Source organism: Spiroplasma taiwanense CT-1 (assembly GCF_000439435.1).
Taxonomy (GTDB): Bacteria; Bacillota_I; Bacilli_A; order Mycoplasmatales; family Mycoplasmataceae; genus Spiroplasma_A; species Spiroplasma_A taiwanense.
The window spans coordinates 777789-795681 of the sequence record NC_021846.1; the positions used below are offsets into that span (position 1 = coordinate 777789).

Here is a 17893-nt window from a genome sequence, read left to right on the forward strand (position 1 = left end):
TATCTCCTAATAACTATCTTTATCATAGCCCATTTGTTTTATTAAAGATGCAGATTGTCTTCATTTTTCCTTTACCTTAACAAATAATTCTAAATAAAATTTTTTATTAAATAGATCTTCTAATTTTTCACGTGAATTAATTCCAATTGCTTTAATTTTTGTTCCCTTATTTCCAATAATGATTCCTTTTTGACTTGATCTTTCACAAATAATTGATGCAATTACTTTTATAATATCTTTCTTTTCTTCAAATTTATCAATCAAAATTGCAACTGAATGTGGAATTTCTTGTTCTGTTTGCAATAATATTTCTTCACGAATAATTTCTTTTATTAAAAATCTTTCTGGTTGATCAGTAAGCATATCATCTGGATAAAATTTATTTCCAGTTACTGGTAAAATATCTTTTATTTCATTTAATAAATAATTCAAATTAAATCCCATTGTTGAACTAATTGGAATAATATTTTCAAATTGAAAATCCAAAGATTTTCATTCATTTATTTTATCTTGTAATTGTGATTCAGAAATTAAATCACTTTTAGTAATAATTAAAAATACAGGTAAATCTCTTTCTCTTAATGCTTTTATAATAAATTTATCATTTTCACCTATAAATTCATTACTTGGTGCTAAAAATAAAATAAGATCCACACCCTTTGTTGCAGAAAAAGCAACTTTATTCATAAATTTTCCTAATTCATGATTTGCTTTATGAATTCCTGGAGTATCTACAAAAACAAATTGATAATCTTCTTTTGATAAAATACCATTAATTTTATTTCTAGTTGTTTGAACTTTATTTGTTACTATCGAGACTTTTTTTTCTAAAAGTGTATTCAAAAGAGTTGATTTACCAACATTTGGTCTTCCAATAATTCCAATAAATCCTGATTTAATATTATCCAATTTTTTAATTTCCTTTTCTAAATTGTAGTTTCTGATTCTACTTCATTTCTTTCTTCTATAAACTTTTCAAACTCATTATCTTCATCAAACATATTTAAAACAATTGCTTTAATTTCTTCTTTATCTTTTAAGGTTCAAGTATACTTTATTGCAGACCTTAAACTTAAAGCTCATGGAATAATTAATAATATGTATAAATATAAATATCATTGTGAATAAATTCAAGCTTCATTTTGAATCATATATAATCCGTATGTAAATAATGAAAATAAAAATATTTGATTTGTTCAATAAAAAATTAAACTTATTTTATTATATGGAACAACATAGGCTGCTAAAAAAACAATATAACCAAAAATTAAAATAACATATTTAACGCTATTAAAACCAGTTGATGCAAATATATCCATTAGATGAAAAGCACTTGCAGTGAAAATACAAAATCAAGCTGCCACAATCATTAAATTTCTTGCAGAAATTTCTCCAGGAGTAACTCATGTTTTAAAGATAAAGGCATTTTCTCTATCTTCTGTTTTTCTATATCTATCAACTCTAATTCATTCTCTATTTCACATATTAACATCTTTAAAAATTGATCTTAATGGGCTAAAAGACCACATTGCAATTATAATTGCAAATAATCAAAGTCATTGTGTACTCAAAGCGAGTAATAATTCTGCTGGGTTTGAAAATTTATATAATAGTCCTGTTCAATCTAAAATGAATAAGAAACTTCCATATAAAAGTGCTTCACTGAGATATAAAACATTAAATAGTGCTGTAAAAATAGTTGTTCCTCTTCCAAGTGTCATATTCAACATAACAATAATTACAGAAGAAAGAATAAAAATATGATAAAGTTGAATTACAATAAACACATTTAATACATTGATTTGATCTACAATTAAAAGATTAGTTATCTCACTGTTTGTTTGTGAATTTAAAAAATACGCTTCAACAATTACTCTTGCATAAATAAAAAAACATGTAAAAAGAAATTGAACGGGTAGCGAATATGTTGCTCTACATAAACAACGTAATCTTGCAAGATAATCACCTTCAGAAACCATATTTACATTTCTTGATTTTAAAAATCTTTTTGTAAACATGTCTCCCATTTTTCCTGCAATAAGCCTATTAGTTTTTTGCATTTTTTATTCCTCCCTTCTTATTAATTAAAAAATACATTAATAAATATAAAAATAAATCCTAAAATTCAATTTCCTATTGAAAAGTAAAAAATAATTTTAAAATCCTTTCAAACTTTTTCCTTTTTTGTTAAATTTATTTGTCTTATATCATCATTCACTATTTTCTTAACTTTGCTAAATTCTAAAAATTTATTAAGAATACTTATTCCAGATGCAAATGTTATTAAAACTCAAATTGAAATTATTCCTGATGTTTCAACCATATTAGACATATTGAATATTCAAGAAAAAAAATCAAAATATGTTCCACCCATGATAACTAAAATTGTTCCAATTCAAATTCAAGTATGTAATCATGCTTTTTTTCTAATATTATTATGAATATGTCTTTTTGCATATAATTCATTAAAATATCATATGACTTCTCTTGAATTATATTCCATAGCTCCTCTAAAAATAGATTTTGCATAATGTATATCTGTATACAGTCTTTTTTTATTAACATTTGTTATTTTTGAAAGTTTTAAATCATATTTTAATTTTTCAAATAATTTTTCTCCATCCACTTTTGTGTGAAGTCTTTGGTTTAATATTTTTCTCTGTAAAGAAGAAAAATATAATGGAGAGAATATAAGGATTAATACTCCAATAGCAGCTAAAACGTCTGTTACTATTGTGTTTCAAGCTATCATAATTTCCCTCCAATCTATTTGATTATATAAAAAAACTAGTCAAAAACCTAGTTTTTTTATTCTATATAGTTTTTTTCAATAAAATTAAGATAATTTTCTGATTTTTCAATTCAAAAATCTATTATTTTATAAAAATATTCCGATCTTTTTCACTTGATTTCTGATAAGCCAGCAATATCCATATAAAAATTATTTTGATAATTTCCTAATATTTCTAATTCCTTAAAATTTTTTGGAAAGACAATCATTGGGCCGTAACCTTTATAAATAAGCATAGCTTGCATTAAAAATATAAAAAATAGACTTGTTGCTTTCCCAAAAGTTCCCTCAAGATAATTTCTATGATAAAAATAAGAGATTGTTTCAAAAAAAGATTTAAGGTCTTTAATCAAATAAATTTGCTCTTTTAAATCTTCCATTTCTTTTACTACATTCAAAGAATCTGGGCTTTCAAATTCAAATGTCCTTCAAAATTGACCATTAGGTTCTAATATTAGATATAAAGTTTTTAAATCTTCAACCCTAACATTTCAGTTTTCTCGACTCTTTACTTCATCATGTTTTTTACTTATTAAAATTAATCTTCGCACTTCAATTCAAGCATTTATAACCATTTTTAATTTTTTATTTCTAAATTCTATTTCTTTATTATTTTCAATTATTTCTTTTAAAATTAAATTTAAATCTTTCAAATTCATTTTGACCCTCATTGAGCGCAAAATACTTCAACAAAAATCAGCTCCACCAATTATTCAAAAATTATTATTAGTATAATACATTTATATCCTCATTAATAACTTTATAAAAAATTAACTAATATAAGTTAATTTTTTCCATTCTAAATAATTCAATTTTATTAGTTCAAAAATTTACAACTTCTCTAAACTGTTTTAAATTTGAAAAATCTTTTAATAAATATTTTTTAATTTCAATTGTAATTTTTTCTTGTAAACCAAAAATATATCTCAATTCTGATTTTTCAGTTATAATAATGGGACCATAACCTCTTGAAATTAAAACACATTCTAGCATGAATCAAAAGTAAATCCCTGTAAGTTCTCCTAAATCTTTTGTAATTAAAAGCTCAATAAAAGCAACCCCTAAAAACTCTAATAAGGGTTCTACAGTTTCAGTTAATGAAATTCTTTCAATAAAACTATCTAATAATCCAATAAATTTTTTACTCTCACTTGTTTTTCCTTCAAACATTGATAAGTATCTATTAGTTGGATCTAGAGTTTTATATAATAAAATAATCTCATCGTATAATCAACCTTCAGATATTTTTGTTTTATCTGTTTTGTGTTCCTTTATTTTTAAAACTAAAACTCTAACAATTTCTCAGGCTTTTGCAAGATTAATATAGATAGGCTCATAATTATCATTAACATCTTCATTCAAATATTCTCTTTGCGATATAAAATCTTCCATCTCATCTTTTGAAACTTTTACTTCCAAATAATCAAGTATAGTTGTAATTATATCTGCACCTGTTTCGACTCAAAATTTATTACTTGTATAAAACATTTTATCTCCCTAACTTTTAAATAAAAATTTGCTAATAAATTTTTAAGTCAAGTTTTCAAAAGAAAAACTATAAGGTAAAAAATCCTTCACAGTATAACAACCTAAAAATTCTTTATTATTATAAACTCAAATTGATTGATTTTCAAAAACTAATTCCGATAATGTTTGTCTGCAAGTTCCACATGGAGAACCAAATTTATTTGAATCTGTATAAAGTGCAATCATTTCAATATCATTTTTATTATATCCTTGTGTAATTAATTGTGATAAAGCAGTTCTTTCAGCACAAATAGTTGGATTATAAGCAGCATTTTCTACATTAACTCCAAAAACTTTAATACCATTTTTTAGATAAATAATGCAAGATACTTTAAATTTTGAATAAGGAACATAAGCATTTTCCTTTAATTTTTTAAGTTCTGCATAAACTTCTTCTTGATTTAATTTTGACATTTTTTAACCTCCAGCAAGTTCAGTTATTTTTTGAATTAATGGTGGTAAATAAATCAAAAATCCTATAACAACAGATAAAAGAGCATTTAATATGCTTGCAGCAGCACAAATATCTTTTATCTTTTTAACTTGAATATTATATTCAAAACTTAATAAATCAACTAAATTTTCAATTGATGTATTTACAAATTCAAAACCAATTAATACACCAATTGTTAAAATAATAACAGATCATTCTAGGGGAGAAATTTTTAATCAAATCCCTAACCCAATGCAAAATAAAATAGCAACTAAATAAACTATTAGTGTTGATTCTTCTTTAAAAGCAATATATATTCCTCTTGCAGCATTTGCAAATTTATTTTTTACTCTTATTCTTACATTCGCTTTTTTATTAATATTATTTTTTTTCGCCATTTTTTTTACTTTCTTTCTGCAAATTTATTATACTTTATTTACTTTTTTTTTGCTATTTTTAGAAATTTTATTATTAGATTGGATGGTGTTTTAAAAGTTAGAAAAAAACAAAGAAGTAATAGTTTTATAATTAGTTTTAAAAGTCAATTAAAAAGCCTCTTATCATTATCATTATAAAAAAAATAAAGAGCTTTTAAATATAAATAATAAAACATATTGTTATTTCAATCAAATAAGCAAGATTTATTACACTACCAAAAAAACCAATTTAATTAGTAATATACCCTTGAAGGTTGCTTATTCTAGCATTTTTTAAAATTTTCTGAAACTTATCCCTTATTTAGAACTAAAGTATAAAACACAATTCAAACTCCATTTCCTTTATCATAAATTGACAATATTGCAGAGTTTTCAAATAAAATAGATCTACAGATGTAGTAACTTAAGCAGTTAATCTGAAGTTGTTAAAAATAAAGATGAATTTAAACCAATTAATTCTCCCCCTGGATCATTAATAAAGTTTTAAAATTTTTTACATTTAACATGACCGATATGCAATTTTCAAAACTAAATCAATATCATTGTATTTTAACTGAAATATCATTATATTTCCTAATATTTTCATTATTTTAAACAAACAGTAGATTAAAAGCTTTAACAAAAGATAAATAACCCATTTTAAACATATAGTTTAGGCTTTTCAAAAAATATTCTTATTCAAAGAAATGTAATATTTACGACTTCATTTTTTAATGTTTAGTTTATTAAAATTAATTTTTGCAATTCATTGTTCAACTAAATTAAAATGTTTATCATTAAAAACTGATGAATTGTCAATTCATTCAAGGTTTTAATAAATATTATTTATTTTTAAAACATTTATAATTATATTATAGATAATATTATTACCCCACTAAACTTAATAAAAATTTCATTGTTAATCATTCCCTTTTTATTGGATAACTTCGTTATCCAGATTTATATTATTCTCAAAAAATAATTATTTTCTAAACCTTTAAAAAATGAAAAAAATATACTATATGAATAATTTCTTGATATAGTATATTTTTAATATTCTACATTGTTATAATTATTAAAACTAATTATACTTCTCTCAAACATTTATTACACTACCTATTTGATTAAAAAGGCATATTATATTTTATATTAATTTCTTGAAGAATCTGATCAGTTAAATCAAACATAATTTTTGCATTATTTTCATTTTCTTCATGATCATATCCCAAAATGTGTAATAAACCATGAGTAAATAATCAACACATTTCTTCGTAAAAACTATGATTATATAACTTTGCTTTTCTGATTGCTTCATTGGGTGCAATAAAAATATCTCCAATTTCTTTAAAATCTAGTTGATCATATATTCCAAACTCATCATTAATCGGAAAAGAAATTACATCTCCAATGTATTTTTTTTGTCTATATTCAGTATTTAGTTCAATTGATTTTTCATCACTAATATAATTTATTGACATACTTATTGGTTTACCCAACTTTAATATATCCTTTGTTATAATTAATAAATTATTGAATATTTTTTCAAAATCCATTAAATCTTTATTTTCCACTTCATAATTAAACTCTAAAAAATTATTCATATTATTTCTCCTAAATTAATTATACAACTAAACTAAATTAGAAAAAAGAAATGCTAATATTGAGGTTGTATAAAAAAAGTGAAGTTTTATTATTATAAATTTGTAATAAATAAAATATTCAGTTCTTGCTTGATTTAATTATAACTCTATTTTATAAAAAATATTTAAAAATTTAATCAGTTTTGGCTTTGCCAAAGAAATGATACCACTTTCAAAATCAAGTGAAAAAAACCCCTTATTATATAAGGGGTTTTTAAACAAAATTTTAGTGCTATCATTTTAATTTAGAGTACTAGCACTATTTTTAAACCATTCAATGGGTAAAAATGGTGGTGTGCTAGCACTCCATATCCTGCTACACTTCGTGAAATAGATATGGATAAATATTGAGTTAAAATTATTACTTTGAAGTAATAAAAATGATTTTAAAAGTAAAAAATTTTAGATAAAAGATCTAAATTAAATATTTTAATTTGAATTATATTAATTTTTATTGGTCCTTCAAAAGTGTTTTCTTCTTTTCATGTTTTTTGTAAATCTTTTATTCATTCATTTACATTAAAATACATAATTTTATATTTTGGTATTAAAAATCTTGAAACTTTTATTTTTTGATTATTTATTTTATTTGCCAAATTTGTTAAAAATGTTTTCTTGCCAACTCCTGGTTTTCCAAAAATATAAATATTTTTATCCTGAGTTTAAAAATTAATTAATCGTTCAAATGATTTATATTCTTTATCATTATCAACATTAAATTCTTTTAACATAATTTATCTCCTTTTTAATCATCTAAAAATTGATTTCTTTTATTTTCAAAACTATTTTTATACCTTAAAGATATAACTCTAATTTCTTTGCTAATTTCATTAAAGTTATTTTCTTTACAAATATGTGTTAACACTGCAAATTGATTTCTTTCTAATTTTTCTATAATTTGATAATCTTTATAAAGTTCTCAAACATATTTATTTTTTGATTTTAAAAATATCATTTTAGCTAATATATTTAATAATGATTGGATGTTTTTTTTAAATCAAAAAATCTTAATAATAAGACAAAACATTTTATAGTTTTTTCTTGTTATATTTTCTTTATTCATAAATTTTCCTTTCTTTTTATTATCAATAGGTTGAATTTTTATTTTTTTGTCCTTTGAGATATGTAAATATATGAATATTTAAGCAACAATGATTATTGACAATAAAAAAATACTTTTTCAAGTACTTAACATATTTTATTTAATTTTACAACTTTTTGACCCCCACATTTTTTATAAAACCTAATATTAAAATATTTTCAGAATATATCAAAACATCATTATTTGGGTATTTTAATACTGAAATGTTTTCAATTTCAACTTTTATAAATTCTTCTGAATACTTTAAAGAAGATGAATTTAATTCTAAAAAGCCTTGCTTTGTTTCCAATAAAATTTTTTTAATTACGGATATATTTAATTTTTCATTACTTAATAAATAAACTTCATTTTTCTTTTCATTATATTCATTAAAATACTCTTGAATAAAAATTGTTCCAGCTAATATTTTTTGTTTTGTAAATAAAGTTAAAGAAAACAAAAAAGCAGCTATAGATAATAAAAGTAAGTATAGAATAGTTAGATTGTTTTTCATTATAATATCTCCAATCTTTTTTGAAAAAAATCCATATAAGTTAAATCATGATCACACATAATAATTAAAGATTTTTTCTTATATTTAATAAATAATTTAAATAAGTAATATGCAGTTTCTTTATTGACATTACTTAATGGTTCATCAATTAAGTATATATCTTTTTCTGTAAAAAAAAGACTTATAAAATTTATAATTTGTCTTTGTCCCTTAATTAAATTTATTCCATTATCCTTAATTGTCTTTGAAACTTGAATATTATTTTTTTCTAACAATTTAAAAAAGTCTAAGTCTTTAAATAAATTTAAATCAATTTTATTTTTAAATTGTTGAATATTTTCTCGAACAGTTCCATCAAATAAATAATCATATTGTCCCAAATACAAAATTTTATTTTTATAATCTTTTAAATTAATATTCTTAAAATTTATTGTCTTATTTATTAAAAATAACCCTTCATAATTTTGAAAATTTTCAGATAAAAATTTTAATAATGTTGTTTTTCCTGTTCCACTTTTTCCATAAATAAATGTATTTGTTTCAAAAACAAAGGAAATGTCATTTATCATACATATTTCATTATTATATTTATAAAGGTTTTCTACTTTAATTTCATCTATTTTATTAATTTCAAATTGTTCAACATCACTTTTAATTTGTTTTTGAAATAAAAATTTAAGTGAATTATTTGAAATTTTTATTTCTTCTAAATTTAATATAAAATTTGTTAATAAATTACCAAAATTATTTATATATAGGCTAATTGAGGTATAAAATAATAAATCACTTGGATTAAATTAATTTTTGTTTATTAAAATATATGCAATAAAGAAAATTATAAAAAAGAAAAGCTTATTTACAATGGTTATTGCCATTGAACTTTTGCTATTTAATTTAAAAATTTTTTTTGATGTATCTAATGTTTTATTAAATTTTTTATCAATTTCTGAACTAATTTTTTTCTCAATATTTTTATATTTAATTTCTTCAAAGCCATTTAATAATTCTCTAAAAGTATATAAAAAATTTAAAATGTTTTTTTCCATTTTTAATTTATATTCTTTAATAAGATAGGTTACAAAAAAAGAGATAATTAATGTGAGAAAATTTTGAAGTATAATAATAAATAAAATTATTGAAAAAATTATAGTTAATATTATTGAACACATTAAAAAAAGTGGAGTTTCTAAAGGTAACTTTAAACAAATAAAAACTATAAAATCAGACATTACATTTATATGAAAAAGTTTTTTTGTTCATTCTTCTTTTGAGATTGAATTAAAGTTTTCAATATCTAATTCAATTAAGCTATTTTTAAAAGAATTAAATATATTTTCATTAATTTTTATTTTTATATTATTTAAAACTTTGTTTAAAAAATATGTAATTAATATTTGAAATAAAAATACTATAATAAAAATTATAAAAATTTCTTGTTGAATTTTTAATATATTTATTTTTACATTATTTAGATAAATTTTTAAAAAATTATTATTTATTAATATAAATAAATTTGATAATAATGAAATTATAAATATTAATAAAATTGCTAATTTAAAACCTCTAATAAAGAAAAACCAATTCAAAAAATTATTACTTTTAAATTTTATTTTTTCAATTCTCTTTGTAAATCCAAAATATCCTTGATAAATCAATTTTAACTCTTCTTTAGTAATTCATTTTAAGTCATTATTATTTGGATCTGCAATTAAAAAATTATTTTTTCTTTTTTTATAAATAATAATAAAATGCTCACTATTATCTTCTGTTTTTGTATTTACAATTAAAGGATTTGAAAAATCGATATTTGTTAATTCTTCAAAAGAACTAGAATAAGAAGTAAATTCAATTTTATATTTTTGTAATATTTCTTCAATATTATAAATACTTAACATATCATCTGATAATGAATTACTAAATTTTATTTCCTCAATATTAAAATTTTTATTTTGATAAAAATTAATTATCATTGTACAAACAGCAATGCCACAATCATAATTATTTAATTGTTTTGTAAATTTATATTCCAATTTATCACCCTAATTTTTATCGCTTAAAAAATAATAATTTTAATTAAATAAATAAAAAAAAATTAAAATTTTATTGCAAATCTTATAAAGTTTATATCTGCTCATTTTAATTTTATTTTTTTAGGTTTTCCTTTTATAAAGAAAGAAAATGTAAATAATTCATCTTTTTCTTCAACTAATGTTGCTTGAAATTCACTAATATTTTCAATTGGATTATTTACTTTTAAGTAAAAATATTGATTTATATTATTTTTAAGAATGTTAGAGTCCCTAACTTCCCTTTCTGCTCCCGCACTTGATACTTCCAAAATATAAGGTTCTGTTAATTCAGTTAGTGAATCTAAAAATATAGAAATTTTTTCATTTGCTTTAATTAAAAAATCAAATTCAATATCCTTTTTATTTAAATCAATATTTTCTACCAAAATTTGCAATACAATCGATTCATATTCATTAAGAATATTAATTTCATATAATTCAAATTCACATTCTTGTAGTAATAATTTAATTTTTTCCAAATAGTTTTGTTTAATTATTTTTAATTGCATTTTTTTTCCTCATTTATAAAATATTTTACATTAATAAACAAAAAAGATAACATATTTCACTAAAAATCAAATGAAAGTTGTTCGTCATCTTTTAAGTTATCTGTAATTTTTAATTTACTAAAAATTTCAATTTGTGTTTGTGTTACTTGTGTTCTTTGTTTTAAATCATTTACATTGACAATTTGTGTTTGAGTTCTTGCTTTAACAATAGAATTTGCAACAGCTTCACCTAAAGAATCAATTACATTAAATGGAGGATAAATTACTTTTTTTCCTGTATTTTCATCTTTTACAATAACAAATTTCATTGCATCAGAAATATTAAAATCTATATTTTTTATTTCAATACCTCTTTCAAGCATTTCAATTAATACTTCATAAATTGTCAATAATCCATTTTCTTTTGCAGAAACTGCTAATTTAGCATTTATTCTGTATTTTATATCTTCCATTTTAACTTTAATTTTATTAATACCACCAATACAACTTTCTAAATCAAAAAAATCTGACCTTGTTGTAAATCAAGTTGCATAATATTCTTCAGGATAATAAATTTTATATCAAGCAACTCTATATGCCATTAAAACATAAGCGGTTGCATGTGCTTTTGGAAACATATATTTAATTTTTAAACAACTATTTATATATCAATCTGGAACATTATGTTTTTTCATAATGTTTATTCATTCTCCAGAAAGACCGTTTCCTTTTCTAACACTTTCCATTATTTTAAATGAAGTTGAAGAATCAATATTTTTATTCATCAAATAAACCATAATATCATCTCTACATCCAATAACAGAAGATATATTTGCAATTCCATCACGAATTAAAGTTTGCGCATTTCCAACATATACATCTGTTCCATGACTTAAACCAGAAATTTGTACTAAATCTGCAAAAGTTTGTGGCTTAGTTTCTTTTAACATAGCTCTAACAAATTGAGTTCCAAATTCAGGTAAACCAATTGCTCCTGTTGTTTCTCCACCAATTTGTTCTGGTGTTAAATTAAGTGCACTTAATTCTGAAAACAAAGAATAAACTTTTTTATCATCTGTAGGAATTAATATTGGATCAATATTTGTTAAATCAAATAACATTCTTAAAGCAGTTGGATCAACATGCCCTAAAATATCCATTTTTAATAAATTATCATGAATTGAATGAAAATCAAAATGAGTAGTTAGTCAATCACTTTGTGAATCATCTGCTGGAAAATTAACTGGAGTAAAATCTTCAATTTCAAATTCTTTTGGTAATATTATTATTCCTCCAGGATGTTGTCCTGTTGTTCTTTTTACTCCTGTTGATAATTCTGCAAGTCTTTCAATCTCAGCTTTTCTAAAAGTTTCTAAGTTAATCTGTTTTTTTTCAAGATAACCTAATGTATATCCATAAGCTGTTTTTTCAGCAACAGTTGAAATTGTACCTGCTCTAAAAACATTTTCTTCACCAAACATTTGTTTTGTAAAATTATGTGCAATTGGTTGATATTCTCCAGAAAAGTTTAAGTCAATATCTGGTACTTTATCTCCATCAAAACCCAGAAATGTTTCAAATGGTATATCATGACCATCTCCCATTAATTTTTCATTACAATTTGGACATTTTTTTTCTGGTAAATCATAACCACACTTAAACTCTTCTAAAGTTTCAAAATCTGAATATTTACATTTTAAACAACGATAATGTGCTTTTAATGGATTTACTTCAGTAATTTTTGAAGTTGTTGCAACAAACGAACTACCCACAGAACCACGACTTCCAACCAAATAGCCATCTTCATTTGATTTTTTAACAAGTAAATGACAAATTCAATAAACAACAGCAAAACCATGTTTTATTATTGAGGCAAGTTCTTTTTCTAATCTATCATTAACAATCTTTGGTAAAGTTTGACCATACAACTCTTTTGCATTTTTAAAACATTCATCTGATAATAATTTATCAACATTTTCAATTTTTGGTGTGTATAGACCAAATTTTATTGGAACAACATCTTCATCAATCATATCTGAAATTTTTAAAGTATTTTTTATTACAATTTCATGAATTAATTCACTATCTTCAAGCCATTTAAATTCTTCTAACATTTCATTTGTTGTTCTCAAGTGTTGATCTGGATTATCTTTAACTCTTTGCTTAAAATCATAGAGTGGATGATAAACTCCACCCAAACCTTTTGTATTTATATAAATATCACGAATTACTTTCAATTCAGGCTCGACATAATGCGCATCACTTGTTGCAATTATTATTTTATTTTGCTTCTTAGATTCCTCTATTATTTTTTTAAGAATTAATTTTAAAGTTTCCAAATCTAAGTCTTCAGTTTGAATTAATTTTTTATATACGCTAAGTGGTTGAATTTCAATATAATCAAATATTGAAATAGCTTCTTGTAACATTTCAAATGTTCCAGTTCTTGCATATTCAAAAACAAGACCATTAATACATCCACTACCAATTAAAATATTTCCTTCTTTTCTAAAATTAAGTAATTCTGATTGAAATATTTTTGGACTATTTAAAAAGTTTTTTACATGTGAATAAGAAATTACTTTATAAAGATTTTTTAAACCCTCATTATTTTTTGCAAGAACATTTACATGATATCCTCTAATTCTTTTATAATTTTCATCTTCAAATTTATCTTTTGCAAATTTATTTCAATCTATATCATAATCTATTGAAGTTATTTTTTTTGCTTCATTTCACATATGTTCATAAACATTTGTTAAAACTTCTGCATCATAATCTGCACGATGGGCAATTTTATCATCATATAAAATTTGATATGCTTTAGCAACTGTTCCTAATCTATGATTTTTCAATTTTGGTTGTAAAATTCTTGAAAGTGCCAAAGTATCAATAACTGTATTTGTAAGTTCTGCATAACCAAATTTTTTTGCACAAACTTGCAAAAAATTAAAGTCAAAATTAGCATTATGAGCTATTAAAATTCCATTTTGAATTATTTCCATAATTTTTTTAAATTCAATCTCAATTGAATTTTTAGTTTCTAACATTTCATTTGTTATTCCTGTAAGTTCAATTGTAAAATTCTTTAATTTCTTTTTTGGTTTAATTAAAATATCATATTTTTTATGAGTTCCTGCTGCATAATCATAAACATTAGCTCCAAATTCAATTATTTCATCATACTCTGGTGACAATCCAGTTGTTTCTAAGTCCAAAACAACAAATTTTGATTTTCGTAAATTTTGATTTTTTGGATTTTTTATAAATCAAATATTTTCTTGAAGCATTGAAAGTTCACTACCATAAATTAATTTTATTTTTTCCTCTGGTTTTAAATTCTTATTTACTTCTTGAAGAGCTCAATATGCATCAGGAAAAGTTTGAACATTTAAGTGATCTGTCAAAGCAATTGCTTTTCAACCAAATCTTTTTGCAGCATGAATATAATCTTTTGCAGTACTTACTCCATCCATTACTGACATTTTTGTATGAATATGCATCTCTACTCTTTTTTCAGATGAACTATCTTTTCTAAATACCTTTTTTGATTCAATTTTTTTATATTTTTCAATATAAAAAATATATGTTTTATCAAAAGTAGAAAAATTATATTTACCATTAAAAGAAACTCAATCACCTTTTCTTATTATTTGATTCTCATAACCAGTTAATTTTTCCTTTGTTTCTTCAGTCAATTCATCAAAAAAAGTTGGGTCATTATTTTTTTGAAAAAAAATACAAGTTACAGATGAGCTTCCATCTGTGATTGAAAGATTATAAATATTTCTTCCAGCTTTTGATTTTCGAATTGATTTTGAAATAACTTCACCATGAATTGTAATATTTTGAGCATTTTCTTCTAAATCTACCAATTTTGAATAGGTTGGATTATTTAGTATTTCTTCATTTGAAACAAACTTTTGTCTAAATGAAGCAACTTTTTTATCAATTATAGTATTTTCACTTTTTTGAATTTCTGACTTTGTGTTTAATTCAACTGATTTCACATAATCACTATGAACATTTTCTAGGACATTTTTTTTATTTTTTTCCAGAATTTTAATATCTAAATCAATATTTCTAAAACCATATTTCATTAATTTATTTTTATAATATTCTCTATGTTCTTCAAGTAAATTTTTTTCTATCTCATTAGAAACATTAAAAAAAATTATTCTATAATCTTCAAAATATTCAACAGTTAAAGGAGATAAAATCTTTATTGCTCCAGTTTTAATTTCTGCTTTTAAGTCTTTAATATATTCGATATGATTTCAAATTAATTCTTTTGTATAGTTTTGATTTTCTACTTCTAAATTTAATTTCGTTGGAATAAAAGTATTTGTTGTTAGAGCACTTTCCACTTTATGAAGAATATGTATTGGTAGAAAATCACTTAATTTAATAAATACTCTTAATTTACTTAATTCTCTATCAAATTCTGCTTCCTTATAAAATATTGCATTTTCAAAATATTTTTCTTCTTCTTCATTAAGAAAAATATTTAATTTTTCAAATAATTCTTTAATTTCTAATTTCAATTCTCTAACCTCGCTTAAACTTACCTAAATAATGAAGTCCTTTATTGTAATTATAATAAATAATAATAAAAATAAAATTGCTCCAACACTATTTACAATGATCTTATATTTATATGGTAATTCTTTTTTTATAATCATTTCAATAAAATTTTCTAATAATCTATATCCATCAAGTGGAGGAATAAATATTAAATTTAAAATAAATAAATTTGCACTGATCATTGCAACATATAAAAAGAATTGATCTGCACTTCCTAATAAAGTTGCTGTTTGTCTCGCAACTCCAACTGGACCCGCCAATTGGTCAAATTGACCTGTAAAAACCATCCCTAAAGCTTGAAGAATTGAAATTGAATCTTTAAAGGTTTCTTTTCAACCTGCACCATAAGCTTCCCCTACACTTCTGTAAAGTCTATTTGGAGCAGCAATTCCAATTGTTTCTCCTGATTTATAATCAGAAAATTCTGTGTATTTTGGATTTTCATTTGAAACTCCCGAATATTTATCTACTTTTTTATAACTAAACATAATTTGAACATTTTCATATCCATTTGCTTTAGATAAATTATTTAAAAAATTGTATACTGTTTTTTCATAATTTGCAGATTGATTATTGTCTTCAGTATTTATTTTTTCATCAAGACATTCTGTTTGATTTTGTTCTGTTGTATTACAAATATTGTCAAATAAAACAATTTCTTCTTGAGATTCAGGATTAATTGTTTTCATTGTTCAACCTCAAATTACATATTCTTGACCAATATAATTAATTTCTGGATTATCAAGTTGCTCTTTTTTTAATATTAATTTTGCTGCAATTTTTTCTTGATCATAAGTTGCACCAAAATAAGACATATCATTTTTTTTAACTTGTAGAGCTGCAAAAATTGAAGTAAATAAAAGCAAAGCAATCGCTAAATTCATAGCTGGACCTGCCAAAATAAAAAACATTTTTTTTCATCTTGCAATATAATCTAATTTTCTCTCATTTGGAACTTCTTCATCTTCTCTTTCACTTGGAGGATCTACTTTATCAGATGCAATAGAACAATACCCACCAAGTGGAATTACTCTTATTGAAAATCAAGTTTCTTTTCTTTTTCATACAAAAATTCTTGGTCCAAAACCAATTGAAAATTCATAAACATATGCATTTGATAATTTAGCTACTATGAAATGTCCAAATTCATGTATTGTAATTAAAATTAACATTACTAATATACCAATAAAAAATGCCAATACTATTAAACCACTACTCATTAATAAATCCCTCTATTATTCTTTTTGTTTCTATTCTTATTTCTTGATCAAAATTAAAAATCTCTTCATAATTATTGTAATTAAAATTAATTGTATTATTAAATATTCTTTCAACAATTTCTGTAATTTGAAAAAAATTTATTTTTTCTTTTAAAAAAGAATCGACGCAAATTTCATTTGCTGCATTCAAAGCAATTGCTTTTGAATTTTTTGAGTTAATACAATCCAAAGCAAATTTTATTGGTTTAAATCTTAATTGATCTATTTCTTTTAATTCTAATTTCACTATTTCTTTAAAATTAATTGCTTTTTGATTTGTAAATTTTTTTCTATTAGGATAATTTAAAAAATAATTTATGACTTGTTTCATATCTGGAACTGATAATTGTGCTTTTATACTAAAATCGCTAAATTCCACCATCGAATGAATTATTGCTTGTGGATGAATTAAAGTTACTATATTTTTAACTTTAAACAAATGATAGGCTTCTAGTATTTCAAAAGCTTTATTGAACATTGTTGCACTATCAATAGTTATTTTATTTCCCATATTTCAATTTGGATGATTTAATGCTTCTGTTTTTGAAACGTTTTTAGTTTGCTCTAGTGTTAATTCTCTAAAACTTCCTCCTGAAGCTGTTAAATAAATTTTTGAGGGCTTGTTTTGAGTTTCTAAACATTGAAAAATCGCACAATGTTCTGAATCTAGTGGAAATATTTTAGCTTTAGGAAATTCTTTCAATTTTAAATTTATTAAGTCTCCTGCAGTCACAAAAGACTCTTTATTAGCATTTAATAAAATTAAACTTTTTTCAATTGACTTTAATGTAACTTGTAAACCGAAAAAACCACTTAAAGCATTTATTACAATTTCATCTTCAGTTGAAAATAAACTATTTATATTATCATTAAAAAAACTAACATCTTTAAATTTTAAATTCATTTCAGTTTTTTGTGTTGAATAAACTTTTTTAATATTTTTAAATTCCTTTAAAATTAAATCAAGTTCTGAAACATTTTTACCAACACTTATAGCAACTAAATTAAATTTATCTTTATTATTTTTTAGTATTTCAATACATTGCTTTCCAATATTTCCTGAAGCTCCAAATAAAATTACATTTTTCATT

At 22.3% G+C, this 17893-nt stretch carries 15 protein-coding genes and 1 pseudogene; all 16 read right to left on the reverse strand.

Annotated features, from left to right (window positions below; translation table 4 throughout):
* Positions 1 to 6: 6 nt before the first annotated feature.
* The gene (gene era, locus STAIW_RS03985) at positions 7 to 909 is read right to left on the reverse strand and encodes a GTPase Era (protein WP_020834551.1); all 903 of its coding nucleotides are present in this window, start codon (positions 907 to 909) and stop codon (positions 7 to 9) included.
* Positions 910 to 926: 17 nt separating this feature from the next.
* Positions 927 to 2060 carry a hypothetical protein gene (locus tag STAIW_RS03990; protein ID WP_020834552.1) on the reverse strand — a complete coding sequence of 378 codons (1134 nt, stop codon included), beginning with the start codon at positions 2058 to 2060 and terminating at the stop codon, positions 927 to 929.
* 20 nt (positions 2061 to 2080) lie between these two features.
* The gene (locus STAIW_RS03995; protein ID WP_020834553.1) at positions 2081 to 2752 is read right to left on the reverse strand and encodes a hypothetical protein; all 672 of its coding nucleotides are present in this window, start codon (positions 2750 to 2752) and stop codon (positions 2081 to 2083) included.
* Between the two features lie 56 nt (positions 2753 to 2808).
* A complete protein-coding gene (locus tag STAIW_RS04000) occupies positions 2809 to 3531 on the reverse strand; it encodes a hypothetical protein (protein ID WP_020834554.1) in 723 nt (240 codons plus the stop codon).
* A 34-nt stretch (positions 3532 to 3565) separates the two neighbouring features.
* Positions 3566 to 4279: a hypothetical protein gene (locus STAIW_RS04005; RefSeq protein WP_020834555.1), complete on the reverse strand. Its 714-nt coding sequence runs from the start codon at positions 4277 to 4279 to the stop codon at positions 3566 to 3568.
* Positions 4280 to 4321: 42 nt separating this feature from the next.
* The gene (gene cdd / locus STAIW_RS04010) at positions 4322 to 4732 is read right to left on the reverse strand and encodes a cytidine deaminase (protein ID WP_020834556.1); all 411 of its coding nucleotides are present in this window, start codon (positions 4730 to 4732) and stop codon (positions 4322 to 4324) included.
* 3 nt (positions 4733 to 4735) lie between these two features.
* Complete coding sequence (locus STAIW_RS04015; RefSeq protein ID WP_020834557.1) at positions 4736 to 5149, reverse strand: diacylglycerol kinase family protein; 414 nt, start codon at positions 5147 to 5149, stop codon at positions 4736 to 4738.
* A 1142-nt stretch (positions 5150 to 6291) separates the two neighbouring features.
* The gene (gene ybeY / locus STAIW_RS04020) at positions 6292 to 6768 is read right to left on the reverse strand and encodes an rRNA maturation RNase YbeY (protein WP_020834558.1); all 477 of its coding nucleotides are present in this window, start codon (positions 6766 to 6768) and stop codon (positions 6292 to 6294) included.
* A 425-nt stretch (positions 6769 to 7193) separates the two neighbouring features.
* Positions 7194 to 7403, reverse strand: coding sequence for a hypothetical protein (locus tag STAIW_RS04025; RefSeq protein ID WP_020834559.1), 210 nt, complete (start codon positions 7401 to 7403; stop codon positions 7194 to 7196).
* Positions 7404 to 7552: 149 nt separating this feature from the next.
* Positions 7553 to 7870 (reverse strand): hypothetical protein, encoded by a 318-nt coding sequence (locus STAIW_RS04030; RefSeq protein WP_020834560.1) that lies wholly within the window; start codon positions 7868 to 7870, stop codon positions 7553 to 7555.
* A 145-nt stretch (positions 7871 to 8015) separates the two neighbouring features.
* Complete coding sequence (locus tag STAIW_RS04035; RefSeq protein ID WP_020834561.1) at positions 8016 to 8402, reverse strand: hypothetical protein; 387 nt, start codon at positions 8400 to 8402, stop codon at positions 8016 to 8018.
* Positions 8402 to 10432: pseudogene (locus STAIW_RS06860) on the reverse strand (cysteine peptidase family C39 domain-containing protein). The gene STAIW_RS04035 and the pseudogene STAIW_RS06860 overlap by 1 nt, the downstream one beginning before the upstream one ends.
* A gap of 62 nt (positions 10433 to 10494) precedes the next feature.
* A complete protein-coding gene (locus STAIW_RS04050) occupies positions 10495 to 10980 on the reverse strand; it encodes an LSm family protein (protein ID WP_020834562.1) in 486 nt (161 codons plus the stop codon).
* 59 nt (positions 10981 to 11039) lie between these two features.
* Positions 11040 to 15503, reverse strand: a complete 4464-nt coding sequence (locus STAIW_RS04055) for a PolC-type DNA polymerase III (RefSeq protein WP_020834563.1) — start codon at positions 15501 to 15503, stop codon at positions 11040 to 11042.
* A 24-nt stretch (positions 15504 to 15527) separates the two neighbouring features.
* Positions 15528 to 16763: an RIP metalloprotease RseP gene (gene rseP / locus STAIW_RS04060; protein WP_020834564.1), complete on the reverse strand. Its 1236-nt coding sequence runs from the start codon at positions 16761 to 16763 to the stop codon at positions 15528 to 15530.
* The gene (gene dxr / locus STAIW_RS04065) at positions 16756 to 17892 is read right to left on the reverse strand and encodes a 1-deoxy-D-xylulose-5-phosphate reductoisomerase (RefSeq protein WP_020834565.1); all 1137 of its coding nucleotides are present in this window, start codon (positions 17890 to 17892) and stop codon (positions 16756 to 16758) included. The genes rseP and dxr overlap by 8 nt, the downstream gene beginning before the upstream one ends.
* Between the last annotated feature and the right edge of the window lies 1 nt (position 17893).